We start from the raw sequence: 22,981 nt of genomic DNA, 5'->3' as shown, positions 1-22,981 counted from the left end.
TTTCGGGGCGCCCTATTATTCGGCGGCCGTGACGTGGGCCGCGTGCTGCGCGCAGCAGGGATCGGCGACCGCCCGGCGCATGCCGCGCACGGCCACTTGCAGGGTCTGGTTCTTGTCGCCCACGGGCAGGAACGTCCCCGTATCGCCGTTCAGGGCCAGGATGTGCCCGTTCTCCAGGTCGAAGAACCAGCCGTGCAGGTTTAATTGGCCGGAGGCCAGCTTCGCGGCGACAGAGGGGTGGCTGCGCAGGTGGTTCAATTGGGCCACCACGTTTTCCATGGCCAGCACGCGGGCGGCCTCCGCCTCGGGCAGCAGGCTGTACGCCTCGCGCAGCACATGGCGGGCGCTTTCGGCGTGGCGCAGCCAGGCGGCCACGTTGGGCATGTCCTTCAGCGCCTCCGGCTTCAACAAGGCTTTCATGGCGCCACAGTCGGAATGGCCGCAGACGACGATGTCGTTCACCCCCAACCCGACGACCGCGTATTCGATGGCGGAGGAGACGCCGCCGTTCATCTGGCTGAAGGGCGGCACGATGTTGCCGGCGTTGCGGCAGACGAACATCTCGCCCGGCCCGCTCTGGGTGATGATCTCCGGCACCACGCGGCTGTCGGCGCAGGAGATCACCAGCGCCTTGGGCTGCTGCCCGTGGTGGGCCAGCTTACGGTACAGCGACCGCTGTTCAGGGAACACAACGGATCGGAAATGCGACACGCCGTCGATGATGCTGTCCATGATGGGAAGACCCTCGCGTTTCAGTCGATGATCCCCGGCCGGACGGCGCCGGGCGCGATGCCCGGAATGACCGTCCCCGTTGGGGGCCCCCTAGACCTAACGCCCGAGTTTTTCCCGGATACGTTTCGATTATGACAAAGTGTGTCTGGCGATCTTTTGTGTCGGCTTCTGAGCCGCCTCATCCTGTTTCGGTATCGAAACGATAACCGTCAGGCCGCCTTCGGGTCGATTTTTGAGGGCGATGCTGCCGCCCTCGCGCGTTACCGCCTGGCGCGCGATGGTCAGGCCCAGGCCCGTGCCGCCGGTTCCCCGGTTGCGGGATTCCTCCAGGCGGTGGAACGGTTCGAACACCGCCTCGAACTGGGCCTCGGGGATGCCGGGGCCATCGTCGCTGATCGACACCACCGCGGCCTTGGCGGTGTCGCGCACCGTCACCCGGGCACCGCCGCCGTAAGTGATGGCGTTGTTGATGATGTTGGAAAAGGCGCGTCGCATACCCAGCGGACGCAGGGTCAGGGGCAGCCGGTCCGGTCCGTCGTACCGGGCGGCGTGGCCGGCGTCGACGGCGTTGTCGACCAGGGTGGACAGCAGGGCCGGCAGGTCGGTGCGGCGCGGCCGCTCGGGGTCTTCCTCCCCGCCCAGATAGTCCAGCAGGTCGTTGACCATGCCTTCCATCTCATCCAGGTCGCTGTCGAAGGCGGCACGCTCCTCCGCACTGGATAGGAAGCCCGCCCGCAGGCGCAGGCGCCCAATGGGGGTGCGCATATCGTGGGAGACGGCGGCCAGCGCCTCCGTCCGGCTGGTGATCAGACGGTCGATGCGCCGCTGCATGGCGTTGAAGGCCAGGGCCACGCGCCGAATTTCCTGCGGGCCCCGCGCGGGGATGAAGACGGGGGGGCCATTGCCCACCGCGTCCGCCGCCTTCACCAGCATCTTCAAGGGGGCCGCCAGCGTCTGCACCAGGAACAAGGCCATCAGCAGCACGCCGATGGACAGCAGGGCGATGGACCCCAACTGGGCGTACAGGACGGGAACGTAAGCCGGCAGGTCGGTGGCGCCGAAGCGCAGGATGCTGCCGTCCGTCAGCCGCAGGTCGCCGTCGAAGGTCTTGGACGGCGTTTCGGTTCCGGTGCGCAGCCGCAGGTCCAATCCCGCCAGCGCCGGCCGATGCTCGATCATCTCGTGGCGCAGCAGCCAACTGGCGGGATTGTCGCCCTGGTTGGCGCGCTCCGCCGGATTCGGAACCCAGGTGAAGGTGAGGAAGGGGGAGGACAGGGAGTCGGCCACCGCCGCGCGGCGCTCCGGCTGGATGGCCGACAGGACGTGACCCGCCGTCTCCACCTGCTCCGCGATGTGCCAGGTCTGGGTTTCGTCGCCATAGTCCTGTTCGGCCTGGACGAGGACGATGGCGTTGCCGATGACGGCCAGCAGCACGGCGCCGAACAACACGACGCCCAGTCGGCCGATCAGGCTGCGCGGCCATAGATGGGCCCAGCGGTGAAGAAGCGGCGGGGTCATAGGAGGATCACGTCGGCGGTGAAGATGTAGCCGACACCCCGCACCGTGCGGATCAGGCGGTTCTCATCCCCCAGCTTGCGCCGCAGGCGGCTGACCAGCACGTCGATGCTGCGGTCGTTCACCTCGCCCAGCCGGGCGCGGGACAGTTCCAGCAGGCGCTCGCGCCCGATGACGCGCTGCCGGTTCTCAAGGAAGCTGACCAGCAGGTCGTGCTCCGCCCCCGACAGGTCGACCGCGACGCCGTCGGGGTCGGTCAGTTCCCGCCGCCGCCGGTCCAGGCGCCAACCAGCGAAGACCATGACATCCTGGGGGGCCGAGCCGATGGAACCGGCGCCATTGCCCCCGCCGGCGCCGTTATGGCCGGCGCGGCGCAGCAGGGCGCGGATACGGGCCAGCAACTCCTTGGCGCGGAAAGGCTTGGGCACATAGTCGTCGGCCCCCATCTCCAACCCCAGCACCATGTCGATCTCCTCGCCATGGGCGCTGACCATGATGATGGGCACCTGGCTGGTGCGCCGCAGCTCCCGGCAGATGTCCAGTCCGCTCTGCCCCGGCAGCATGACGTCCAGCAACACCAGGTCGTAGCTGCCCTGTCCCAGGGCGTCGGCCATGTCGCGGCCGTCGCGCACGCCGGTGGCCTCGAACCCGTTTTCCTTGAGCACCCGCAGGATCAGGGTGCGCATCGCCGGGTCGTCCTCGACCAGCAGGATGCGCGCGATGGATAGGCTGTTCATCGGGCTTAAATAAGAGCCGGGCGCCGTCTTTCCAGGGGCGGCGCGCCCATCCATGCTGCATATGCACACGGGCGGTGGGGCCGCCTGGGAGTACGGCCCCGCTAAGCGCCATTGTCGGCCGGTCAGCGCGCCAGGTGCTTGTCGAAGAAGCGCCAAATGACATCGTAGGCTTGTGCCGCCTCCGGGCTGCCGACGACGTAATTGAACTCGCCATGGCCCAACCCCTCCTGCACGAACAGTTGGGTTTCCACCCCCGCCGCCAGTAAGCGGGCGTTGGTGACCAGCACGTTGCTCATGGCGCTGTCGCGGGTGCTGGTGATCAGCAAGGTTGGCGGGAATTTCGCCAGGACCTGGGGGAACAGGGCGGGCGTGACCAGCGGGTCGTCCTGGTTGCGGCCGGCCAGGTACAGGCTGCCGGCGCCATCCCGCATATCGTCGTCCGTGGCCTGGAGGCGGGCGTTCATCATCTGGGTGGTGGCGAAGGAATCGCCGCCGTACCAGAACCCAGGCATGGCGCCGGAACAAAAGACCCCGATGGCACCGGGTGGGGGCAGATGGCGGCTCTGGAACCAGGCGACGGACTGCGCGACCAGGGTGCCGCCGGCGGAACATCCGTAGAGGCCGATCTCCGCAGGCTTATACCGGGTCAGCAGGGCGCGATAGACGTGTTCCACATCCTCCGACGCGGCGGGGAAGCGGTTTTCCGGCGCCAGGCGATAATCCACGGTGACGACCTTGATGCGGCCGCGGCCGGCCACGGGCACCGCTTCCGCCAAGCCGCCGGATACGGCCCCGGCGAAGAAGCCGCCGCCGTGCAGGTTGATCAGCACGCGGTGCTGGTTTTCCGGTGCGATCCCGGCATCGGGCGTCACCACGTCAGTGCGCACGCCATTCATGGTCACCGTTTCGATCCGCGCCGGATAGCGGGCCAGCCACTGCTGCGCGATCATCTTCTGAAATTTGTCGGTGGCGATGCGGGCCGTGGGCACCCCATCCTCCCGCAGCACGGGCGCCGGCGGCTGCACCAGGCGGGCGGCCTGGATGGCCCGCGCCTCGGGGCTCAGCAGGTCCGAAACCGGAACCGACAGGCCATCGACATGAATGGTGCCGTCCGCGTCCACTGTCAGCGTTTCAGCCGCCAGGGTTTCAGCCGCCGTCGCGGACAGGGCCGCCGATAGGCCGACGGACAGCAGCGCGTTCCGCAGGCCGCGCTTAAGCAGGTGCCGGATGTTCACGGGTAAGCCCCCCTCTCAGAGAATGGTCCTGGGGGAATGCTCAGCCAGAAGTGCCGGATGTCGACAGGCGCCCGCTCGCCCTGCCCACCTGATGGTTGGAAAAGGGGCGCTCAGGCCTTCTTTTCCCAGCCCTTGTCGGTCTGCTGCCAATAGGTCAGGTCCAAGCCGGCCTCCTTGGCGGCTTTCCAGCGCTGGCGGGCGGCGGCCACGGCATCGGGGTCGATGCCGTCGAAGATGTCGCAGACGCGGGTATACTCGGCCATGCGCGTGCTGGTGGCGCCGTCGGTCAGGAACAGCACCTGGGCATCATTGGGCCGCTCATCCACCGCCGTCAGCCAGATGGGCTGGTCGGCGGCGTGGCCGTCCTTGGCCGTACCGTGGGGCAGGAAGCTGTCCGGCCGCCAGGTCCACAGGTGCTGGGCCAACTGCTCCGACCGCTCCTCCACCGTGGACAGCACCACCGCCCGCCAGCCGCGCGCCAGCGACCGCTCCAGCAGGTCGGGCAGGGTCTGCTCCAGGCTGCTGCGCTGCAGGTGGTAGAAGTTGACCTCGGTCATGGGACGATCCGCGCAAGGAAAAGGGGCGGCCCCCGCGGAGCCGCCCCTGATCTTACCCCGACTATGAAGGCTTTTGTCAGCCTTCGTAGTAGTCCGCGACCAGCCGGTCCAGCAGGCGGACGCCGTAGCCGGTGGCGCCCTTCGGCACCGTGCCGCCGTCCTTCTTGCTCCAGGCGGTGCCGGCGATGTCCAGGTGGGCCCACGGCACGTCGTTGACGAAGCGCTGCAGGAAGACGGCGCCGATGATGCTGCCAGCCTTGCCCGGGCTGCCGATGTTCTTCATGTCGGCGACGTCGCAGTCGATGTCCTTGTCATAGGCGGCCCCCAGCGGCAGGCGCCACAAGGTCTCGCCCGTCTTCAGGCCGGCGTCGGTCAGACGCTGCGACAGTTCGTCGTTGTTGGAGAACAGGCCGGCATGCTCGTTGCCCAGCGACACGATGATGGCGCCGGTCAGGGTGGCCAGGTCGACCATGAAGCGCGGCTTGAACGTCGCCTGGGTGTACCACAGGGCGTCGGCCAGGATCAGGCGGCCCTCGGCGTCGGTGTTCAGCACCTCGATCGTCTGGCCGGACATGCTGGTGACCACGTCGCCCGGGCGCTGGGCGTTGCCATCGGGCATGTTCTCCACCAGGGCCACCACGCCGACGACATTGGCCTTGGCCTTGCGGCCCGCCAGGGCGGCCATCAGGCCGATGACGGCGCCGGAACCCGCCATGTCCCACTTCATGTCTTCCATGCCGGCGGCCGGCTTGATCGAAATGCCGCCGGTGTCGAAGGTGACGCCCTTGCCCACGAAGGCCAGGGGGGCGGCACCCTTCTCACCGCCGTCCCAGCGCATGATCACCAGGCGGGGCGGACGGGCCGAGCCCTGGCCCACGCCCAGCAGCGCGCCCATGCCCAGCTTCTTCATCTGCTTCTCGTCCAGCACCTCGACCTTGACGCCCAGCTCGGTCAGGGCCTGGCAACGCTCGGCCAAGGTTTCGGGGTAGATGACGTTCGGCGGCTCGGACACGACGTCGCGGGTGAGGAAGACGCCGTCGGCGACCTTGTCCAGCTTGCCGTAGGCCTTCTTGGCGGCGGCATGCTCGGCCGTGGCCAGCGTCAGCTTCTTCAGCGTCGGCTTCTGGTCCTTCGGTTCCTTGGTCTTGTACTTGTCGAAGCGGTAGGAGCGCAGGCGGGCGCCATAGCCGACATGGGCGGCGAACGCCGCCGGCGACAGCACCAGGCCGTCATGGCCGTCCAGCACCAGCGTGGCGTCGGAGTCGCCGGCGCGGGCCAGGCTGGCCGCGACCGTGCCGCCCAGCGACTGGGCCGACAGGTCCGTCACCTTCTCGGCGGCGCCGATGCCGACCAGCAGGATGCGGGAATACTCGGTGCCGGCGGGCGCCAGCAGGGTCAGCGTCTCATCCGCCTTGCCGGTGTAGCGGCCCGCTTCCATGGCGCGGGCCAGCGCGCCGCCGGCCTTCTGGTCCAGCTCGGCGCCCAGGCTGCCCAGCCCGCGGCCCTGCGATACCGTGATGGCCAGCACGCCGGACTGCGGCAGGGCGTTCTGGGCGTAAGCGATCTTCATCTTGCCTCTCTTGGTGGTCCCTTGGGACGGCGGCGCCCGCGCGGCACCTTACCCCGTCCGGATGGCTTCGCCTTATGGCGTTCCTAGTCCTATACAGGATTTCTCAATGTTGTTCGTCAACGCTCGAAATCCAGTCCTTTCGTCCCTGGCGGTTGTTTCCGGAGACGGGAGTCGATAAGAACAGCGTACCAAGCCCTGTGGGCGGGGTCCCACCACGGCTGCCCTCTTCCGGGGGCTGGGGCAAAGCGCCCTGGTTTCGCCAAATTGTGGGGCCCTATAGTGGCCGGGCCACGGGCGTGCTTCAGGGCGCGCTCGCGGCAGCGGATTGGCGGGATGGGAGGCGCCCTTATGGCTGGCGCCGATCCCGTCTTTTCTTGTTGTGGAGCACGATGAATCTGATCGGCCGGTATTTGTCGCGCAACCTCGTCGTGGCGATGATTTTCATCACGGCCGGGTTGTCCTCGACCATCTGGATGACGCAGTCGCTGCGCCTGATCCAGCTGGTGGTCGAGGGCGGGGCGCCGATCAGCATGTTCCTGCGCCTCGCGTTCTCCACGCTGCCGACCTTCCTGGCGCTGGTAATGCCCTGGGGCGTGCTGATCGCCACGCTGTTCACCTACAACCGCCTGACGCTGGACAGCGAACTGGTGGTCATGCGCGCGGCCGGCATGGGGCCGCTGACCCTGGCCCGGCCGGCGCTGCAGCTCTCGGCCATCGTCCTGTTCCTCTGCCTGCTGCTGAACCTGTTCCTGGCGCCAGCGGCCCAGCGCGAGTTCGTGCGCCTGCGCGAGGAGATCCGCACCGACTATTCCTCGGTCCTGCTGCGTGAAGGCACCTTCAACGACGTGGGCGAGGGCAAGACCGTCTACGTCCGTCAGCGCGGGGCGGAGGGGATGCTGAGCGGCCTGATCATCTATGACAGCAGCAAGCCGCAGCGCCCGGTGATGACCATCGCCGACCACGGCATCCTGGTGACGGCGGAGGCCGGGCCCCGCGTCATCGTCTATGACGGCGTGCGCCAGGAATATGACCGCGACACCGGCCACGCCTCCAACCTGGAATTCAAGCGCTACACCGTCGACCTCAAGGTGCTGAACGCCGGGGAGGCGCCGCGCTGGCCCGACCCGCGGGAACGGACCTTGAGCGACCTGTTGTTCGACACCGGCAATCCCACGGATACCCAGTTGCGCCCCCGCCTGAACCAGGAACTGCACCAGCGCTTCGCCACGCCGCTGCTGGCGCCGGCCTTCGCCATGATCGCGCTGACGGCCCTGATGTCGGGCGAGTTCTCGCGCCGCGGCCAGGCCCGCCGCATTTCGCTGGCCGTGGTGTGCGGCATGTTGTTGCAGGCCATGATGCTGGGCATCTCCAACCTCGCGGTGAAAACCCAGCTCTTCAACGCCGTGCTGTATGTCGTTGGCATCGCCCCGGTTCTGATCGGCTACTGGTATCTGCAGAACTGGCGCAGTTTCAGCCGCGGCGGACCCCGCAAGGCGCCCCCGCCGCTCGGTGGCCCGCCCCTGGATGGATCACTGGGCGGAAAGGTGGCCTGACATCATGCGCATCTCGCCCACCCTGTCCGTCTACATCACCCGTCAGTTCGTCTTCTGGTTCCTGGTCATCCTGGGGGGCATGCTGGCGCTTGTCCTGCTGCTGGACACGGTGGAACTGTTGCGCCGGGCCGCCGCCAAGACCGACGCGACCTTCCAGATCGTCCTGGGCATGGCCGTGCTGAAGCTGCCGGAGATCGGGCAGCAAATCTTTCCCTTCGGCGTGCTGTTCGGCGCCATGTACACCTTCTTCCGCATGACCCGCAGTGCGGAGCTGGTGGTGGTGCGCGCCTCCGGCATCTCGGTCTGGCAGTTCATGACGCCGGTGCTGCTGACCGCCATGGTGGCGGGAATCATCAACATCACGCTGCTCAGTCCCGTCTTCGCCACCATGCTGACCCGGTATGAGCAGCTGGAAAGCCGGTATCTGCGCGGACAGCAAAGTTCGCTGGACGTCGCCCGCTCGGGCGTGTGGCTGCGCCAGGTGCAGGAGGGCGAGAACGGCAACTACCTGATCCATGCGGAGTCGGTGGCCCCGGGCAAGCCGGTCAGCCTGCGCACCGTCACCATCCTGCTGTTCAACGGCAGCGACCAGATCCCCGTGGGCCGCCTGGATTCGGAAACGGCGGAGTTGCAGAAGGGCCAGTGGGTGCTGCGCAACGCCTGGCTGAACCGCCCCGGCCGGCCCACGCAGCATGTCGACGTCACCGCCTTGCCCACCGACCTGACGGAAGCCCGCATCCAGGAAAGCTTCGCCCAGCCCGACACCCTGTCGTTCTGGGAACTGCCCGGCTTCATCCAGACCCTGGAGCAGACCGGGCTGTCGTCGGTGCGGCACCGCATGTATTACGAATCGATGCTGGCCGTACCCGCCTTCTTCTGTGCCATGGTCTTCCTGGCCGGCACCTTTTCCCTGCGGCACGCCCGCCGTGGCGGCACCTTGCAGATGCTGGGCACCGGCCTGGTGACCGCCCTGGTGCTGTTCGTCAGCCAGAACATCATCCAGGCGCTGGGCCGCAGCGGCGTGTTGCCGGTGTTCCTGGCCGCCTGGGCGCCGGCGGGCGTCTGCCTCATGCTGGGCGCCGCCGCCCTGCTGCACCTTGAGGATGGTTGAGCGGGGATGGTGGAGCGGCCGCGCCCTGGCGCGTGGCGGCCGTTTGCCTTCCCCCATCCTTGGCACTATAAGTTCCGTTCCCTGCTATTCCCGGTAAGGTCAGATGATCCAATTCTCCCGCCGTTCCGCCGCTGCCGTGCTTGCCCTTGGCTTGGCGCTGACCACCAGCCTGGCCACGCCCGCGCTGGCGCAGTTGGCCGGCCCCCGGACGGCCAACGCCGCCAACGGCCTGGCCGTGGGCCCGCGCGTCAGCGCCACGCAGGGGCAGCAGGAGGAGCGTATCGTCGCCGTGGTGAACGACGAGGCGATCTCCCAGACCGACCTGGCCGGCCGTATGCGCCTGGCCATCGTCAACACCGGCCTGCCCGACACGCCGGACGTGGAGCAGAAGCTGAAGCCCCAGGTGCTGCGCCTGCTGATCGATGAGAAGCTGGAGCTGCAGGAGGCCAAGAAGCAGAACCTGGTGGTGACGGATGAGGAGGTGGACCGGGAGTTCGCGCGCCTCGCCAAGCAGAACAAGGCGGCTTCGCCGGAAGAGTTCGCGGCCACCCTGGAGCGCAGCGGCGTCCCCGTTAACGCCTTGAAGGACCAGATGCGCGCCAACATTGCCTGGAACAAGGTGGTGCAGCGCCGCATCCGTCCCACCATCCAGGTGAGCGATGAGGAGATCGACACCCGCACCCAGCGCATCATCGCCAACGCGGGCAAGCCGGAATACCTGCTGACGGAGATTTTCATCTCCGTCGACAACCCCAAGCTGGACCAGGACGCCCACCAGTTGGCCGACAAGCTGGTCGGCGAAATCACGCACGGCGCCAATTTCGCCGCCGTCGCCCAGCAGTTTTCGCAGAGCGCCACGGCGGCGGCCGGCGGCGACATGGGCTGGGTGCAGCAGGGCCAGCTTGAGCCGGCGCTGGACCGCGCCTTGCAGCGCCTGCCCACGGGCCAGGTCTCGGTGCCGCTGCGCGGCGCCGGCGGCTATTACATCTTCCTCGTGCGTGATGAGCGCACCGTCACCGGCGGCGATCCCGCCGACATCCAGGTGTCGGTGGGCCAGGTGGTGGTGCCGGTGCCCCCCGGCGCCGATATCCAGGCCCTGGGCCAGACCGTGAAGAAGATCGGCGACACCTCGCACAGCTGCGAGGCCCTGGCCGCCGCCGCCAAGGCCAACCTGCCGGGCTCCACCACCCGCGCGCAGCCCATGACCCGCCTGGGCGATATCCCGGGTGAGCTGGCCAAGCTGATCGGCCGGCTGGGTGTCGGCCAGGCCACCGATCCGCTGGAAACCCAGGCCGGCCTCATGCTGCTGATGGTGTGCGACCGCAAGGTGCCGGAGGGCAGCGCCCCGCCGCGTGACCAGGTGGCCAACATGATCGGTGGCGAGCGCATGGACATGCTGCAGCGGCGCAACCTGCGCGACCTGCGGCGGGCCGCCACCATCGACATCCGTAGCTGAGGGGCGGGGGGCGATGGCCCCCCGATCCGTTTCATGACCGCGCCGCTTCCTTCGTCCCCCTTGCCCCTGGCCCTGACCATGGGCGAACCGGCCGGCATCGGTGGCGAGATCGCCTTGATGGCCTGGCGGCTGCGGCGTGACCGGGGCATCCCGCCCTTTTTCCTGATCGACAGCCCGGACCGTCTGGCGGCCCTGGCCCGCGCCACCGGCCTCGACGTGCCGGTGCGGGAGATCGCCGACCCGGCCGATACCGCCGCCGTCTTTGGCGACGCCTTGCCGGTGCTGCGCCAGGACCTGCCCGTGCCGGTGGTGCCCGGTCGACCGGACCCCGCCAACGGCGCCGCCGTCATCGCCAGCATCGACCGGGCCGTGGCCCTGGTCCGGGCGGGGCGGGCGGCGGCCGTCGTCACCAACCCCATTCAGAAAAGCAGCCTGTACGCCGCCGGCTTCCGCCATCCCGGCCACACGGAATACCTGGCCCACTTGGCCGGGATGACGGAAGAGCCGGTGATGCTGCTGGAGGGCGGCGGTCTGCGCGTGGCCCTGGCCACCATCCATGTGGCGCTGAAGGATGTGGCCGGTCTGCTGACGCCCGAGGTGCTGCTGCACACCGCGCGGGTGACTTACCAGGCGCTGCGCCGTGATTTCGGCATCGCCCAGCCGCGCCTGGCCGTGGCCGCCCTGAACCCCCATGCGGGGGAGGGCGGCGCCATGGGGCGGGAGGAGATCGAGATCATCGCCCCCGCCGTCGCCGCCTTGCGGGCGGAGGGGCTGGCCGTCACCGGGCCGCTGCCGGCCGACACGCTGTTCCATGCCGGCGCCCGCGCCGCCTATGACGCCGTCATCTGCCAATACCACGACCAGGGCCTGATCCCGCTGAAGACCCTGGATTTCGAAACCGGGGTCAACATCACCCTGGGCCTGCCCTTCATCCGCACCTCGCCGGACCACGGCACCGCCCTGTCGCTGGCGGGCACGGCGCAGGCCAGCCCGTCCAGCCTGGTGGCGGCCCTGTTGTCGGCCGACCGCCTGGCGCGGCAGCGCGCCCTGTCCATCGCTTGATCCCTTTCCTGTTCCAAGATCGCCCCATGACCAGCCTTGCCCACCTGCCGCCGTTGCGCGACGTCATCGCCCGTTTCGACCTGGGCGCCCGCAAGGCCCTGGGCCAGCACTTCCTGCTGGACCTGAACCTGACGGCCCGGGTGGCCGCCGCCGCCGGCGACCTGGCCGGCGTCACCGTCATCGAGGTCGGGCCCGGCCCCGGGGGGCTGACCCGCGCCCTGGTGGAAAGCGACGCCAAGGCAGTGATCGCGGTGGAGCGGGACAGCCGCTTCGTCGCGGCCCTGGCGGATGTGGTTGAGACCGCCGCCGGCCGCCTGACCATCGTGGAGGGTGACGCACTGGCGGTGGACATGACCGCCATCGCCCCGGCGCCGCGCGCCATCGTCGCCAACCTGCCCTACAACGTGGGCACGCCTATGCTGGTGGGATGGCTGCGGCAGATCCGGGAGTTCCGCAGCCTGACGCTGATGTTCCAGAAGGAGGTGGTGGAGCGCATCGTCGCCGTGCCCCGCACCAAGGATTACGGCCGCCTGGCGGTGATGAGCCAATGGCTGGCCGAGGCCCGCCTGGTGTTCGACATCCCGCCGCAGGCTTTCTCCCCGCCGCCCAAGGTCATGTCGGCGGTGGTGCACATCACCCCGCGTGTCCTGCCGGACGATGCCCCGTCCTTCAAGGATATGGAACGGGTGGTGGCCGCCGCCTTCAACCAGCGGCGCAAGATGCTGCGCGCCGGCCTAAAGGGCCTGGTGGCGCAGCCGGAGCCTTTGCTGGAGGCGGCGGGCATCCCGCCAACGGCGCGGGCGGAGGAGGTGGACGTGGCGGGCTTTGTCCGTTTGGCCCACGCTTGGCGCGCGCAGCAGGACGCACAGGGCTGAAGGCCCCGGGTGTCCCTACGGTGGTGCCCCCTCCGCTTGGCATGCGGTGGGCGGGGGGCGCCCATGTTCACCGATCTGCGCGTTTATGACGCCCGTCACTCCCGGTTCCGCTTCGCTTCGCTAGATTTGCGATACGGAACGAGCTGAAATTGGGGATGACGCCATGACCAAGGCCATCAATCACTGGGCGCACCGCCTGCTACCCACCCGTTTGCTGTCCACCTTGGGTGTGCTGCTGCCCATCGCCGCCTGCACCGGCGCGCCGGACCATGATTACGTCCAGGTGGCCGATGAGAACCCCGCCTTTTCCAGTTGCTCGCAATCGGCATTCGACCTGTACCCAGGTGCGGAACAGGGCGCCCAGCGCGCCGACCATCTGAACGCTTGCCTGGCCGGCCGCCAGGCCAATGCCTACGACCAGGTGGCTGTGGCCCGTATCCACAGCTTCTAAGGCATTCCTTAGCTTCCGGGCGTCATCCCGCCCCCGACCCCCGCGCAGCCTTGGGCGGTGTGGGGTGGTACAGGCGCCAGACCCGCCGCATCTGCCGGGTCGAGGCGAAGCCCGCGCGCTCCGCCACGCTTTCCATGTCCAGCCGCGTATGGCCCAGCAATTGGGCCGCCAGCGCCACCCGCAGCCGGTTCACATAGTCCGGCAGGGTCATCCCCGCATGGTCGTTGAACAACCGCGACAGATGGCGGGGGCTGGCCCCGGCCACCGCGGCCAACGTCTCTTGCGTCCAGGGATGCGCGGGGTTGGCGGTGATGGCGTCCTGCACCCGGTGGACCGCCGGATGCACATGGTTGCGCCCCTCCAGCCAGGCGGACAATTGCGGATCGCCGCCCGCCCGCCGCACATAGACCACCAGGGCGCGGGCGGCGGCCAGGGCCACGGCCGGGCCCAGCAGGGTGGCGACCAGGTGCAGCATCAGGTCGATGCCGGCGGTGACGCCGGCGCTGGTCGCCACCTTGCCATCTTCGACATACAGACGGTTCTCCAGCACCCGCGCGCGGGGCACCAGCCGCGCCAGCGTCTCGCAGTCGCTGTGATGCGTGGTGCAGGACCGGCCATCCAGCAGGCCCGCGCGACCGGCCAGCAGCGCCCCGGCACAGATGCTGACCAGCCGATGGCTGGCCTGGACTCGGGCCCGCAGCCAATCGACGATGGCTTGGTTGCCCGCCTCGACATCCGCCGCGTCCGGCCCCGCGTCCCCCATCATCTGCTCGACCGAGCCCACCACCATCACCATGGCGTCGGCCGGCAGCGTGTCGGGCAATGGTTCAATCCCCGACACTGTCAGACCGATGGAGGTGACCAGCGATGCCGCCGGACCGACATAGCGGACGGCGAAGCGCAGCCGGTCCTGCTCCACATTGGCCCGGCGCAGCACCTCCACCGGCCCCGCCACGTCCAGCAGCAGCGTGCGGGGCGGCAGCACCACATAGACGGGCAGGGGGATGGGGCCGGCATTCATGCCTCGAACGCCGTCGCGACGGTGGCGATGCGCGCGAAGCGGCCATCCAGCACCAACTCCGTGGCGGCCCTGATCTCCGCCGGGGGCCAGACGCGGCCGTGCGCGTCGGTCATGGGGAAGGTCAAGGTCGCCTCCGTCACGTAGGTGACGTCGAAGCCCAGGTCGGAGGCATGGCGGGTGGTGGTTTCGCAGCACTGCTCCGTCCGCACGCCAGAGATGATGACCCGCCGGATGCCGTGGCGGATCAGCCAGACGTCCAGCCCGCTGCCCACCAGGGCGCTGTGCCGCGCCTTGTGGAACACCGCGTCGGGCGTGATGTCCAACCCCTCCAGCGTGCGGATGGTGCCGGACTCCAGGCTGAACGGCGCCTCGCCATCCACATGGAAGATCTGGACGACGGGGATGCCGCGCGCCTTGGCGCCGTTCACCAACGCCTGCTGCGCCGGGCGATAGGCGTCATACTCCGCCTGCTCCCAATAGGGCCGGTGGCGAAAGGACTCCTGCGCGTCGATGACGATCAGGGCGGTGGGGGTTGCCATGGTGCTCATGAGGACTATTTCCTGCCATCAGGGTTGGGCGATGGCCTGGATGCTAGCCCTGAGCGTAGCACGGGATAATGGGGCTGGCGGACAAAGATGGGACGTTTTACGCCATCAATCCCGACGCGGAAGCGGCCCAGCCGCCGACACATGCGGTTTACACCGCGCCAGTTGCAGTAAGACGGTATTCTTGATTGATTTGTGACATACGGTTCCACCGCCGCAGGAGGGGCGCATGGCCCCGGCGAACAGTCAGGCCACAGACATGACCAATTCCGCCGCGCCGGCGCCCGGCTTATGGCACCGGCTGATGTCCAGCCAGGCGGCCGGCACCATCTCCCTGGCCATTGGCCTGCTCAGCATCGGCGCGGTCCTGTGCCTGCGCTATCCCGCCTGGCTGACGACGCCGGAGCTGCGGCCGCACTACGACATGGACCTGCTGCGCCTGATCCTGGCGCTGTCCATGGGCGTGGGGGTGTTCCTGGGGCTGGGGGCCTGCGTGCTGAATCGGCGCCGGCGGGCCGGTGTCATGGGCATCAGCGGCGTGGTGCTGGCCTTGCTGCTGGGCGGGCCCTATGTGCCGTATGAGGATTTCGACCAGGCCCGGACCTGGGTGGGGCTGGACTGGCTGGTGCTGGACCTGTTCTTCACTGGTAGCGCCTTTATCCTGCTGGAGCGCCTGCTGCCCCGCGTGGCCCCGGACCAGCCGGTGCTGCGGGATGGGTGGCGGCTGGACCTCAGCTATTTCACCGTGAACCATCTGCTCATTGGCGCCTTTCTGCTGACCTCCAACCATTTCGCCCATGATGTCTTCGGCTGGGCGGTCAATGGCTGGCTGCAGACGCAGGTCGCGGCGCTGCCCGGATTTGTGCGCTTCCTGCTGGTCATCCTGGCGGCCGACGCCGTGGAGTATGTCAGCCACCGCGCCTATCACGAGATCCCCTGGCTGTGGCGCCTGCACGCCGTCCACCACTCGCCGCAGCACATGGACTGGCTGTCCGGCTCCCGCCTGCATGTGCTGGAGGTGCTGATCACCCGGTCGCTGATCCTGGTGCCCATCTTCCTGCTGGGCTTCCCGCAGGATACGGTGTTCGCCTATCTGATCTTCGTGTCCATCCAGGCGGTGCTGATCCATTCCAACATCGCCATGGATTTGGGCTGGCTGCGCTACTTCATCGTGACGCCGCAGTTCCACCATTGGCACCACGCCTCGGATGAAGAGGCGCTGGACCGCAACTACTGCGCCCACACCCCTTTCTGGGATCTGGTGTTCCGCACCTACCACCAGCCCAAGGACCGCTGGCCGGAGAAGTACGGCACGGTGAAGCCCATCCCCGGTGGGTTCGTCCAGCAGTTCCTCTACCCCTTCAGCGGCCCCGTGGAACTGCTGACCGGCAAGCGTGAGGGGTAGTGCCAAAGACACTCATGCCCTTGCAGGCCGCGACTGCGGCCGCCGGAGCGTTTTGGGGAGCGTCAGCGGACTGAAACGTGAGGATTAGCCAAGGCCGCGACAGCGGCCGCCCGGGGTTTGAGGGCGTTTTTGAAGACTCAGGCCGCGAGTTCCAGGATCACCGGCGTGTGGTCGGACGCCTTTTCCTGGCCGCGCGGGCCCTTGTCGATGGCGCAGCCCACCAGGCGGTCGGCGGCCTGGGGCGACAACAGGAAATGGTCGATGCGCAGGCCCATGTCGCGCGGCCAGGCGCCGGCTTGGTAATCCCAGAAGCTGTAGGCCCGCTCCGCCGTCGGATGCACGGCGCGGAAGGCCTCCACCAGGCCCAGGTGGGTGATCTCGCGGAACTTGGCGCGGGTCTCGGGCCGGAACAGGGCGTCGGTGATCCAGGCGGCGGGGTCGTAGACGTCGCGCGCCTCGGGGATGACGTTGTAATCGCCGCCCAGCACGAAGGGCACTTCGCTGGCCAGCAGGCTGCTGGCGTGGGCCTTCAGACGGTCCATCCACCGCAGTTTGTAGGGGTATTTCTCCGTCCCCACCGGGTTGCCGTTGGGCAGGTACAGGCTGGCGATGCGGATGCCGCCCACCGTCGCCTCGACATAGCGGGCCTGTTCATCCTCCGGCTCGCCCGGCAGGCGGGTGATGATGTCGGTGGGCTCTTCCCGCGACAGCAGGGCGACGCCGTTGTAGGCCTTCTGCCCCACGACGGCGCAGTGATAGCCCAGGTCCTGGAAGGCCTGCAGCGGGAAGGCGGCCGTCTCGCACTTGATCTCCTGGAACAGCACGACGTCCGGCTTGGCGCTGTCCAGCCACTCGGTCACGTTGCCTAAGCGGGCTTTGACTGAGTTCACGTTCCAGGTGGCGATGCGCATGGGAAGGCTCTCATCAGGCGGAATTTGTCCGCACCTTAGAGCGAAGCCTTGCTCAACGCGAGGGGCTTGCTCGGAAGCGTACCACGCATCCTTTCTTTTCTAGTCGTCCGTGAAGAATGGCCCTGATTGGCTTACGTGCTGATCAGGGCCCTTTCGTTTTGGATTTGGAGTGCGCTGAGCAGGGCACGCCAAAGGTCCTTGAACCACCGGATGAGGAGGTGGAAGTTGAAGCCAGCGGCTGCGAGGACGGCATTGATACGGTCGCCGTGGCGTCCCTTGAGGTAGTTCCGTCCCATGCGGTGTTCGGCCTTGAGGTGGCCGATGATGGGCTCGATGGCGGCCCTGCGCTTCATCTCCCGTTTGATGGCGGCGGTGGTTCTGCGGACCTGGCCAGTGATCCAGACCTTGAACTTGTTGGGATGGTCGTGGCCGCGATATCCCCTGTCGACGTGGACGCGGTCCGGCTCGCGCCCAGTGTTGGCTTTGATGTCGGCGACGGCCTTGGCCAGTGTGTGCCCGTCGAAGGGGTTGGTGTGCAGGGCCTGGACGTGGAGGACGAAGAGGCCGCCCTTGGGCTTGGTGATGGGGACGGCGACGCTGACCTTGCAGCCGAACTCGTAGGGGGCGCGGGCCTTACCCTTGCCGATGCATTCGACCTCGGGGGCGTGGAGGGAGTAGACCTTCTGTCCGCGCTGGCGCTGGGTCTGCATGCTGACCTTGATGGTCAGGTCGCGTAAGGGGCCGTAGCGGGCCAGGAGGTCCGGGGCGTCGGCGTCCCCCTTGGCGGCCTTGGCGGCGATCTTGCGGTTGATGTCACGGATGAGGCGGCCCAGACGGGTGCGCAGGAACTTCAGTTCCCGATTGGCGCGCTTGTGCTGGTGGGCGTGGGTGTAGCGGCCGACCATGATGGCGGCCTTCTTGGCCACGCGCAGATAGCTCTGGCGCAGCGTGAGGCCGTTGTCCTTGGCGAAGGCGACCAGCTTCTCGATGGCCTTGTGGGTCAGGCGGGCGTCGGTGGGGTGGGCGACGGCCTTGGGCTGGACGGTGGTGTCCACCGCCACGCGCGCCAAGTCTTTGGTGCTGAGCGCGCCGGTGGCTTGCGCCACCCGCAGGCTCTCCTGGATCAGCGCGGCCAGCCGCTCCTCGCCCAGGCGCTGGCGCCAACGGGACAGCGACGACCGGTCGAAGGGCAGGTCGTGGCGGAAGACCTCCTCGCCGCAGAAGAACTGGAAATAGGGGTTCTCCGCCCAGCGGGCGGTCAGCACATCATCCGACAGGTTGTGCATATGCTTCAGGATCAGCAGGCCCGCCATCAGCCGAACCGGCAACGGCGGCTGGCCTGGGCCGCCGCGATAGACCCCACCCAAGCGCTGTTCCAGAAAGCCCCAGTCGACCTTGCCCGCCAGCACCACCAGTGGGTGCTTCAGGTCGATGATCTGGTCCAGGGCTGGACGCAGAAGGTCTTTCTGTCGGGTGTCCCGGGGTCGTGACATGGCCTGTTCCCACCGCTGTTCACAGGGGGAATCGAATCACGAAATGGCCCAAAAGGGGATCCCCAAATTGCAAGAAAGCGGAGGCCAAGACCCCACTTCCCTGCAAATCCGATTACGGCACTACCAGCCAAACACCATGCTCGGCCAACGGCTTAGGAATCATTCACGGACGACTTTCTAGGACGCGACCGCGTCCGCCGGAGCGAGCACCGCAGGGCGCAGCGAGGATAGCCAAGCGGCCGGATGGCCGCGCCCGGCGCTTGAGGGCAGATGCATTAGGACGCGACCGCGTCCGCCGGAGCGAGCACCGCAGGGCGCAGCGAGGAAGCCAAGCGGCCGGATGGCCGCGCCCGGCGCTTGAGGGAAGATGCATTAGGACGCGACCGCGTCCGCCGGAGCGAGCACCGCAGGGCGCAGCGAGGAAGCCAAGCGGCCGGATGGCCGCGCCCGGCGCCTGAGGGAAACCTTACAGAGAAAAACTCTGCCCGCAGCCGCAGGAGGAGCTGGCGTTGGGGTTGCTGACCTTGAAGTAGGAGCCGGCCAGTTCCTCGACGAAATCCACCTCGGCCCCGGCCAGCAGGTCCAGCGAGGTGTCGTCCACCACCAACCGGGCGCCGTCCCGCTCGAACACATGATCGTCGTCATTGAGGGTGGCGTCGAAGCTGAAGCCGTACTGGAAGCCGGAGCAGCCGCCCCCCGACACGGTCAGGCGCATCATGACGTGGGCGCCGCCCTCCATCTCCGCCAGCTTGCGCACGCGCTTGGCGGCGCTGGCGCTCAGGCTCATGGCGCGCGGGGGAGGGGGGCGGTATCGGCGGCGATGTCGGTCATGGTCATCGACGGATGTCTTTCCAGTTGTGGAATGCGCCCCCCGCACCCACGTACCTGTTGAAAAGGCGACTGGACAGGGGCCGCGTTCCTCTGTAACGCCCATAGTATGTAGGCGCTCCAAACGGTTCCGTCAAAGGACGGGAATCATTTGGTGCCCGCACCGGTCTGGCATGAGGTATGCGGCGATGATGAACTGGAACAGCCTGCTGTCGCGCAAGCGCTTGGCCAAGACGACGGCCGATGCGGAACTGCCGCACCGCAGCGCCTATGAGATCGACATCGATCGCATCACCTTCACCACCAGCTTCCGCCGTCTGGCGGACAAGCAGCAGGTGCACGGCATCGGCGGGTCCGATTATGTGCGCTCCCGCCTCACCCACTCCATGGAGGCGGCGCGGGTAGGTCGGTCGCTGGGCATGTGGGTGGGGCCGGCCATCCTGGGCAGCATCGCCTATCCCTTGAAGGCCACCCCGGCCGACATCGGCCATGTCGTGGCCGCCGCCTCCCTGGCCCACGACGTCGGCACGCCCTGCTTCGCGCACACGGGTGAGGACGTGATTTCCGACTGGTTCGCCGACAGCGCCATCGGCCGCCGCATCCGCGAGGGGCTGAGCGATGTGGAGCAGGCGGAGCTGTGCAAGTTCGAGGCGAACGCCCAGGGCTTCCGCGTGCTGACCCGGTTGCAGGGTTGGCGCGGCGTGGGCGGGCTGCAACTGACGGCGGCGACGCTGGCGGCCGGCGCCAAGTACCCCTGGGGCGTTGAGGTTCCAGGCGGCCCGGTGCGGCGTCCGCACAAGCGCAAATATGGCTATTTTGAAAGCGAGCAGGCGGTGTTCGCCGAGGTCGCGGCTGAGGTGGGGCTGGTGGAGACGGGGCCGGGCGCCTGGTGCCGCCACCCCCTGGCCTATCTGGTGGAGGCGGCGGACGACGCCTGCTACCACGTCGTGGACATCGAGGACGCGGCCAAGATGCGCATGCTGAGCTTCGAGCATGCCGAGGATCTGTTGCTGGCCTTCATCCGCGACGACAAGAGCAAGGACTGGGAAGCGGACTACAAGACGCTGGAGGATGAGGACCGCAAGCTGATCTTCCTGCGCGCCCAGGCCATCGACCGCCTGGTGCGCGACGCGGCGGAGATTTTCCTGGAGCGCCTGCCCAGCCTCATGGCGGGGGAGTTCTGCAAGCCGCTGCTGACCTTGTCGGAGCGCGCCCAGGCCCTGCGCCACATCGAACAGGTCAGCCACGAGCGCATCTATCGCGGCCAGCAACGCTGCGAGACCGACATTATCGCCGCCCGCACCATCACCACCCTGCTGGACGCCTATGGCGAGGCGCTGCTGGACCGGGAGAAGCTGGGCCCGGGCGCCAAGCTGCCCCGCCGCTGGGCCTCCCTGCTGGAAACCATGCCGGAGTCGCGGCAGCTGCCCTATGAGCGGGCCCATTGGGTGCGCGGCCTGCTGGATTACGTCGCCGGCATGACCGACCGCTTCGCCATCCGGCAGGCGCAATTGATCGCGGGATAGCTCTATTCCACCTGCGAAACTCAAGCGATCCGAGGATGCATGGAGGATATCACCGAGGGCGTCAACGTATCGTCTTTGCGGCGAGCGCCCTTTACTTGGTCTTGGTTCTTGCTGTCGTTCAATGGGCGAATTTCACGTGGGGAGTTTTGGCTGAAGTTCCAGATACCTGGACTCATCCTTGGTGCCTTGGTGATTTCGCTCGTTCTTAGCACGGCGGATAGCGCGGTATTCCTCCGTGGCGGGCCGGGAAACCCGTTCCCTCCGGCGGTTGGCGCGCTGTTGATGGTTATCTCCGTGGCGAGTTGGTGGCCGAGCCTCGCCGTCTTGGTCAAACGCTGTCACGACCGTAATCGAAGCGGCTGGTTCATGCTGGTCTATTTGATTCCCTTCGTTGGTGGGCTCTGGCTCTGCATCGAACTTGGCTGTCGCCGGGGGACGCCGGGCGCCAACCGCTTCGGAGCCGATCCATTGTCCTGATGGACCCAGCCCGTCCAACTCCGCCCGTGACCTGCACCGCAGGAACCTTGTATGGTGCCCCGCCGCCGGTCACCATGGCCGGCGAACGTGTCCCTATTTGGATTTGTCGGTTCTAACGCCATGAACGTCTACAAGGAATTCGAAGCCCTGGTCCGCCGCGCGCTGGAGGCCCTGGCGGCCGACGGCGGCATTCCCGCCGGGCTGGACCTCTCCCGCGTGACGGTGGAGCCGCCGCGCGAGGCGGCGCATGGCGACATCTCCACCAACGCCGCCATGGTGCTGGCCAAGCCGGCGGGCAGGCCGCCGCGCGCCATCGCCGAGGCGCTGGCCCCGCATTTGCGCGCCCTGCCGGACGTGACCGAGGTCACCATCGCCGGCCCCGGCTTCGTCAACCTGCGTGTGGCGCCCAGCTACTGGCGCGCCCGCCTGGCCGACGTCCTGACGGCCGGCGTGGGCTTCGGCGCCAGCACGACCGGCAACGGCACCCGCGTGAACGTGGAATACGTCTCCGCCAACCCCACCGGCCCGCTGCACGCGGCGCATGCCCGTGGCGCCGTGGTGGGTGACGCCCTGGCCGCCCTGCTGGAAAAGGCCGGCTACGACGTCACGCGGGAGTATTACATCAACGACGCCGGCGCCCAGGTGGACGTCCTGGCCCGCTCCACCCACCTGCGCTACCGCGAGGCGCTGGGCGAGACCGGCATCGAGATCCCCGCGGGCATGTACCCGGGCGAATACCTGAAGGATGTGGGCCAGGCCCTGGCCCAGCGGGACGGGGCCAAGTGGCGCGACCTGCCGGAGGAGGAGTGGCTGGCCCCGGTGCGCGCCTTCGCCATCGACCAGATGATGGCGGGCATCAAGGAAGACCTGGCCTCCCTCAACATCCACCATGACCTGTTCAGCAGCGAGCGCGCGCTGGTGGACAGCGGGGCGGTGGACCAGGCGTTCAAGGCGCTGGAGGATGCCGGCCTGATCTATGTCGGCGTGCTGGAGCCGCCCAAGGGCAAGAAGCCCGACGATTGGGAGCCGCGGCCGCAGACCCTGTTCAAGGCCACGCAGTTCGGTGACGACGTCGACCGTCCGCTCAAGAAGTCCGACGGGTCGTGGACCTATTTCGCCAACGATATCGCCTATCACTACGACAAGTACCGGCGCGGTTGCCCCGTGCTGATCGACGTGTGGGGGGCTGACCACGGCGGCTATGTGAAGCGCATGGCGGCGGCGACCAAGGCCATCTCTGACGGCAAGGCCGCGCTGGACGTGAAGCTGTGCCAGCTCGTGCACCTGCTGCAGAATGGCGAGCCGGTGAAGATGTCCAAGCGCGCCGGCACCTTCGTCACCCTGCGTGACGTCATGGACGCCGTGGGCCGCGACGTGGTGCGCTTCATCATGCTGACCCGCCGCAACGACCAGACGCTGGAGTTCGACTACGCCAAGGTGACGGAGCAGTCCAAGGACAACCCCGTCTTCTACGTGCAGTACGCCCACGCCCGCTGCCGCTCCGTCCTGCGCCAGGCGGCCAGCCTTCATCCCGATTGGGACCTGTCCGCGGGGGCCCTGGCCGGCGTGTCCTTCGACGGCCTGGCCTCCACGGCGGAGGTCGACCTCATCCGCCTGATGCTGAACTGGCCGCGCACCGTGGAATCGGCGGCGGAGGCGCATGAACCGCACCGCGTCGCCTACTATCTCCAGGACCTGGCCGCCGCCTTCCATGGCTTCTGGAACCAGGGCAAGGACGACGCCACCCTGCGCTTCATCATCGAGGGTGACGACGCCCTGACCCGGGCCCGCCTGGCCCTGGTGACGGCGGTGTCCCTGGTCATCGCGTCCGGCCTCGCCATCATGGGCGTGGTGCCGGCCGAGGAACTGCGCTGACCCCATGAGCGACATGCACGACCATCACGGCGACCCCGACTACGAC

Annotated in this window: 21 protein-coding genes; 10 read left to right on the top strand and 11 right to left on the bottom strand. The window is 67.9% G+C overall.

Annotated elements, in window-relative coordinates; all coding sequences use genetic code 11:
• Positions 1 to 15: 15 nt before the first annotated feature.
• From ULB03_RS15375 to ULB03_RS15350, 6 genes are all read right to left on the bottom strand, one after another.
• Positions 16 to 732 carry a carbonic anhydrase gene (locus tag ULB03_RS15375; protein ID WP_322484021.1) on the bottom strand — a complete coding sequence of 239 codons (717 nt, stop codon included), beginning with the start codon at positions 730 to 732 and terminating at the stop codon, positions 16 to 18.
• Between the two features lie 129 nt (positions 733 to 861).
• Positions 862 to 2,250, bottom strand: a complete 1,389-nt coding sequence (locus ULB03_RS15370; RefSeq protein WP_322484020.1) for an ATP-binding protein — start codon at positions 2,248 to 2,250, stop codon at positions 862 to 864.
• Positions 2,247 to 2,984 (bottom strand): response regulator transcription factor, encoded by a 738-nt coding sequence (locus tag ULB03_RS15365; protein WP_322484019.1) that lies wholly within the window; start codon positions 2,982 to 2,984, stop codon positions 2,247 to 2,249. Before ULB03_RS15365 ends, ULB03_RS15370 begins: the two co-directional genes overlap by 4 nt.
• Positions 2,985 to 3,106: 122 nt before the next feature.
• Positions 3,107 to 4,219, bottom strand: a complete 1,113-nt coding sequence (locus tag ULB03_RS15360) for an alpha/beta hydrolase fold domain-containing protein (RefSeq protein ID WP_322484018.1) — start codon at positions 4,217 to 4,219, stop codon at positions 3,107 to 3,109.
• A 110-nt stretch (positions 4,220 to 4,329) separates the two neighbouring features.
• On the bottom strand, positions 4,330 to 4,776 hold the full coding sequence (locus tag ULB03_RS15355) for a DNA polymerase III subunit chi (RefSeq protein WP_322484017.1): 447 nt from the start codon (positions 4,774 to 4,776) through the stop codon (positions 4,330 to 4,332).
• Between the two features lie 76 nt (positions 4,777 to 4,852).
• Entirely contained in the window at positions 4,853 to 6,346 is a 1,494-nt protein-coding gene (locus ULB03_RS15350; RefSeq protein ID WP_322484016.1) for a leucyl aminopeptidase, read from the bottom strand.
• 389 nt (positions 6,347 to 6,735) lie between these two features.
• Between ULB03_RS15350 and lptF the strand changes: the two genes are divergently transcribed.
• From lptF to ULB03_RS15320, 6 genes are all read left to right on the top strand, one after another.
• Positions 6,736 to 7,899 (top strand): LPS export ABC transporter permease LptF, encoded by a 1,164-nt coding sequence (gene lptF, locus ULB03_RS15345; protein ID WP_322484015.1) that lies wholly within the window; start codon positions 6,736 to 6,738, stop codon positions 7,897 to 7,899.
• 4 nt (positions 7,900 to 7,903) lie between these two features.
• Entirely contained in the window at positions 7,904 to 9,010 is a 1,107-nt protein-coding gene (gene lptG, locus ULB03_RS15340; protein WP_322484014.1) for an LPS export ABC transporter permease LptG, read from the top strand.
• A gap of 103 nt (positions 9,011 to 9,113) precedes the next feature.
• Complete coding sequence (locus tag ULB03_RS15335) at positions 9,114 to 10,466, top strand: peptidylprolyl isomerase (RefSeq protein ID WP_322484013.1); 1,353 nt, start codon at positions 9,114 to 9,116, stop codon at positions 10,464 to 10,466.
• A gap of 33 nt (positions 10,467 to 10,499) precedes the next feature.
• Complete coding sequence (gene pdxA / locus ULB03_RS15330; RefSeq protein WP_322484012.1) at positions 10,500 to 11,528, top strand: 4-hydroxythreonine-4-phosphate dehydrogenase PdxA; 1,029 nt, start codon at positions 10,500 to 10,502, stop codon at positions 11,526 to 11,528.
• Positions 11,529 to 11,554: 26 nt separating this feature from the next.
• A complete protein-coding gene (rsmA, locus tag ULB03_RS15325; protein ID WP_322484011.1) occupies positions 11,555 to 12,403 on the top strand; it encodes a 16S rRNA (adenine(1518)-N(6)/adenine(1519)-N(6))-dimethyltransferase RsmA in 849 nt (282 codons plus the stop codon).
• A gap of 163 nt (positions 12,404 to 12,566) precedes the next feature.
• Positions 12,567 to 12,854 carry a hypothetical protein gene (locus ULB03_RS15320; RefSeq protein WP_322484010.1) on the top strand — a complete coding sequence of 96 codons (288 nt, stop codon included), beginning with the start codon at positions 12,567 to 12,569 and terminating at the stop codon, positions 12,852 to 12,854.
• A 22-nt stretch (positions 12,855 to 12,876) separates the two neighbouring features.
• Here the strand turns inward: ULB03_RS15320 and ULB03_RS15315 are convergent, their stop codons facing one another.
• Positions 12,877 to 13,875: a GlxA family transcriptional regulator gene (locus tag ULB03_RS15315; protein ID WP_322484009.1), complete on the bottom strand. Its 999-nt coding sequence runs from the start codon at positions 13,873 to 13,875 to the stop codon at positions 12,877 to 12,879.
• Positions 13,872 to 14,423 carry an isochorismatase family protein gene (locus ULB03_RS15310; protein ID WP_322484008.1) on the bottom strand — a complete coding sequence of 184 codons (552 nt, stop codon included), beginning with the start codon at positions 14,421 to 14,423 and terminating at the stop codon, positions 13,872 to 13,874. The genes ULB03_RS15315 and ULB03_RS15310 overlap by 4 nt, the downstream gene beginning before the upstream one ends.
• A 256-nt stretch (positions 14,424 to 14,679) precedes the next feature.
• Between ULB03_RS15310 and ULB03_RS15305 the strand changes: the two genes are divergently transcribed.
• A complete protein-coding gene (locus ULB03_RS15305; protein ID WP_322484007.1) occupies positions 14,680 to 15,825 on the top strand; it encodes a sterol desaturase family protein in 1,146 nt (381 codons plus the stop codon).
• A gap of 137 nt (positions 15,826 to 15,962) precedes the next feature.
• Here ULB03_RS15305 and xth read toward each other — a convergent pair whose 3' ends face one another.
• The 3 genes from xth to erpA form a co-directional block, all read right to left on the bottom strand.
• Complete coding sequence (gene xth / locus ULB03_RS15300) at positions 15,963 to 16,736, bottom strand: exodeoxyribonuclease III (protein ID WP_322484006.1); 774 nt, start codon at positions 16,734 to 16,736, stop codon at positions 15,963 to 15,965.
• A 131-nt stretch (positions 16,737 to 16,867) separates the two neighbouring features.
• Positions 16,868 to 18,229 carry an IS5 family transposase gene (locus ULB03_RS15295; protein ID WP_322484005.1) on the bottom strand — a complete coding sequence of 454 codons (1,362 nt, stop codon included), beginning with the start codon at positions 18,227 to 18,229 and terminating at the stop codon, positions 16,868 to 16,870.
• A gap of 466 nt (positions 18,230 to 18,695) precedes the next feature.
• A complete protein-coding gene (gene erpA / locus ULB03_RS15290) occupies positions 18,696 to 19,016 on the bottom strand; it encodes an iron-sulfur cluster insertion protein ErpA (RefSeq protein WP_322484004.1) in 321 nt (106 codons plus the stop codon).
• Between the two features lie 229 nt (positions 19,017 to 19,245).
• Here erpA and dgt point away from each other — a divergent pair, with 229 nt between their 5' ends.
• The 3 genes from dgt to argS all read left to right on the top strand — a co-directional run bounded on the left by dgt (position 19,246) and on the right by argS (position 22,935).
• Positions 19,246 to 20,583, top strand: a complete 1,338-nt coding sequence (gene dgt / locus ULB03_RS15285) for a dGTP triphosphohydrolase (protein WP_322484003.1) — start codon at positions 19,246 to 19,248, stop codon at positions 20,581 to 20,583.
• Between the two features lie 39 nt (positions 20,584 to 20,622).
• On the top strand, positions 20,623 to 21,060 hold the full coding sequence (locus ULB03_RS15280) for a DUF805 domain-containing protein (protein WP_322484002.1): 438 nt from the start codon (positions 20,623 to 20,625) through the stop codon (positions 21,058 to 21,060).
• A gap of 120 nt (positions 21,061 to 21,180) precedes the next feature.
• A complete protein-coding gene (argS, locus tag ULB03_RS15275; protein WP_322484001.1) occupies positions 21,181 to 22,935 on the top strand; it encodes an arginine--tRNA ligase in 1,755 nt (584 codons plus the stop codon).
• Positions 22,936 to 22,981 lie beyond the last annotated feature (46 nt).

The sequence above is a fragment of the Nitrospirillum goiasense genome, from assembly GCF_034427435.1.
Lineage (GTDB): Bacteria > Pseudomonadota > Alphaproteobacteria > Azospirillales > Azospirillaceae > Nitrospirillum.
This window is presented reverse-complemented; position numbering and strand designations above follow the sequence as displayed.

Bases quoted from the DNA above. Each gene is read 5' to 3' on its own strand.
- ULB03_RS15315 (WP_322484009.1), bottom strand. From the start codon at position 13,875: ATGAATGCCGGCCCCATCCCCCTGCCCGTCTATGTGGTGCTGCCGCCC.
- ULB03_RS15350 (WP_322484016.1), bottom strand. From the start codon at position 6,346: ATGAAGATCGCTTACGCCCAGAACGCCCTGCCGCAGTCCGGCGTGCTG.
- ULB03_RS15335 (WP_322484013.1), top strand. From the start codon at position 9,114: ATGATCCAATTCTCCCGCCGTTCCGCCGCTGCCGTGCTTGCCCTTGGC.
- ULB03_RS15355 (WP_322484017.1), bottom strand. From the start codon at position 4,776: ATGACCGAGGTCAACTTCTACCACCTGCAGCGCAGCAGCCTGGAGCAG.
- lptF (WP_322484015.1), top strand. From the start codon at position 6,736: ATGAATCTGATCGGCCGGTATTTGTCGCGCAACCTCGTCGTGGCGATG.
- pdxA (WP_322484012.1), top strand. From the start codon at position 10,500: ATGACCGCGCCGCTTCCTTCGTCCCCCTTGCCCCTGGCCCTGACCATG.
- ULB03_RS15375 (WP_322484021.1), bottom strand. From the start codon at position 732: ATGGACAGCATCATCGACGGCGTGTCGCATTTCCGATCCGTTGTGTTC.
- ULB03_RS15370 (WP_322484020.1), bottom strand. From the start codon at position 2,250: ATGACCCCGCCGCTTCTTCACCGCTGGGCCCATCTATGGCCGCGCAGC.
- ULB03_RS15310 (WP_322484008.1), bottom strand. From the start codon at position 14,423: ATGAGCACCATGGCAACCCCCACCGCCCTGATCGTCATCGACGCGCAG.
- argS (WP_322484001.1), top strand. From the start codon at position 21,181: ATGAACGTCTACAAGGAATTCGAAGCCCTGGTCCGCCGCGCGCTGGAG.
- dgt (WP_322484003.1), top strand. From the start codon at position 19,246: ATGATGAACTGGAACAGCCTGCTGTCGCGCAAGCGCTTGGCCAAGACG.
- erpA (WP_322484004.1), bottom strand. From the start codon at position 19,016: ATGAGCCTGAGCGCCAGCGCCGCCAAGCGCGTGCGCAAGCTGGCGGAG.
- ULB03_RS15320 (WP_322484010.1), top strand. From the start codon at position 12,567: ATGACCAAGGCCATCAATCACTGGGCGCACCGCCTGCTACCCACCCGT.
- ULB03_RS15365 (WP_322484019.1), bottom strand. From the start codon at position 2,984: ATGAACAGCCTATCCATCGCGCGCATCCTGCTGGTCGAGGACGACCCG.
- xth (WP_322484006.1), bottom strand. From the start codon at position 16,736: ATGCGCATCGCCACCTGGAACGTGAACTCAGTCAAAGCCCGCTTAGGC.
- ULB03_RS15295 (WP_322484005.1), bottom strand. From the start codon at position 18,229: ATGTCACGACCCCGGGACACCCGACAGAAAGACCTTCTGCGTCCAGCC.
- lptG (WP_322484014.1), top strand. From the start codon at position 7,904: ATGCGCATCTCGCCCACCCTGTCCGTCTACATCACCCGTCAGTTCGTC.
- rsmA (WP_322484011.1), top strand. From the start codon at position 11,555: ATGACCAGCCTTGCCCACCTGCCGCCGTTGCGCGACGTCATCGCCCGT.
- ULB03_RS15305 (WP_322484007.1), top strand. From the start codon at position 14,680: ATGACCAATTCCGCCGCGCCGGCGCCCGGCTTATGGCACCGGCTGATG.
- ULB03_RS15280 (WP_322484002.1), top strand. From the start codon at position 20,623: ATGGAGGATATCACCGAGGGCGTCAACGTATCGTCTTTGCGGCGAGCG.